A 1,588-nucleotide genomic window follows, 5' to 3' on the forward strand; every position below is an offset into this window, starting at 1 on the left:
ACGGGAGACGGGAGACGGGAGACAGCTATTAGGGATCGGATTTGAGTTTTCAGTTCAATGTTTCCTCACACCAGAAGTCTGACGGAGTAGTGGCTTAGATGTGTAATTAATTTTGCTTAGGTACTTAGTATGATCGCAATCTTGTAGGGTGCGTTCCCTAATGTGGCTCCTACCGCTCCACCAATAGATTTTAATGATATTTATCAATCTCAGGTGCGCCCCCAAGTCGAGGAGGGCAATCATGGGAAGATTGTAGCAATCAACATTGAAACAGGGGTTTTTGAAGTGGCAAAAGACAGCCTCACAGCTTTCGATCAACTTTTAGCCCGATTGACCGATGCTCAAATTTGGTTCGTAAGAATCGGACATCGAGCAGTTCATCGAGTCGGTTTGATTGGGGCAAATTTATTTCAATGATTATAGGTAACGTCAATGCTAATCGTGAGGCAATTATTCAGATTGCAGTTCTAGAGGATTATAAAAATATCTGCTGTCGCACTCCAGCCCATCGCGGCTGAGTTCAACCGTTATCGAGAAAAATAGTTAAATCCCGTCAAATTCCCCTAAAACTTTCACTTCTGGTTCTAACCAGAGGGACCAGCGATCGAACACTTGTTCCTGCACATGGCGAATTAAACGCAGAATATCCGAGGCTTTTGCTGAACCAATATTCAGGATAAAATTAGCGTGTAATTCTGATACTTGCGCCCCACCAATTTGATAACCTTTTAATCCCATTCCCTCAATTAAAGCCCCGGCGAATTGCGGTTTAGGATTGCGGAAAACACTACCACAACTGGGACGATCATAGGGTTGGGTATTTTTGCGATGGCGTAAATTATGGGTAGTAATTGCCATTATTTCCTCGTGATTATCGGTAGCTTCTAACTGAAATGTGGCTTCGACAACTAAACGTTGATCCCCTTGCAGAGAAGAACTGCGATAACTATAATTTAAATCTTCTTTGCTTAAAGTTTCTAACTGACCATCGGGATTTAATACCAGCGCCCGCACTAATCGATCCGCCACACAGGAGGTATGTGCGCCCGCATTCATCACCACAGCCCCCCCCACCGTACCGGGGATACCCACCGCCCATTCTAAGCCCCTCCAGCCCCGTTTTGCCGCTCTCCAAGCTATTTTTGGCAGGGGTTCCCCCGCCGCTGCTGTAATCGTAGCAGTTTCGGCATCAAAACAACTCGATCGCAGATGGCGAGTATTGAGGACAAGTCCGGGTAAACCTCGATCGCTGATTAGTAAATTTGAACCAGCCCCCAAAACAGTCAAGGGCAACCCTTGCGATCGCACCCAAGCGAACAATTCTCTTAATTCCTCTAGATTAACTGGTTCGGCATACCATTGCGCTCTTCCCCCCACCCGGTAGGAAGTGAACTCAGCTAGAGAAACAGAGGATTTAATCATAGGGTTTTAGGGGGTTGGGAATTATAAATTATGAATTATAAATTATGAATTGGGGATATGAGGAGCAGAACGTAGGTTGGGCTTCGGCCGTGAGCTTTTGCCGAACGGTTGAAGCATGAAACCCAACGATCATGTTACTTATTTAGGGTCTGCTGAAAAAGTACGG

2 protein-coding genes are annotated in these 1,588 nt (G+C 45.6%); one reads left to right on the forward strand and one right to left on the reverse strand.

Annotated features, from left to right (window positions below; translation table 11 throughout):
• Positions 1 to 162 precede the first annotated feature (162 nt).
• On the forward strand, positions 163 to 417 hold the full coding sequence (locus tag PX636_RS01835) for a hypothetical protein (RefSeq protein ID WP_104396587.1): 255 nt from the start codon (positions 163 to 165) through the stop codon (positions 415 to 417).
• A 126-nt stretch (positions 418 to 543) separates the two neighbouring features.
• On the opposite strand, the gene murB is transcribed toward PX636_RS01835, so the two are convergent.
• On the reverse strand, positions 544 to 1,422 hold the full coding sequence (murB, locus tag PX636_RS01840; protein WP_002799044.1) for a UDP-N-acetylmuramate dehydrogenase: 879 nt from the start codon (positions 1,420 to 1,422) through the stop codon (positions 544 to 546).
• Positions 1,423 to 1,588: the final 166 nt, after the last annotated feature.

It is taken from the genome of Microcystis sp. M53598_WE2, from assembly GCF_030067735.1.
Classification (GTDB): Bacteria; Cyanobacteriota; Cyanobacteriia; order Cyanobacteriales; family Microcystaceae; genus Microcystis; species Microcystis aeruginosa.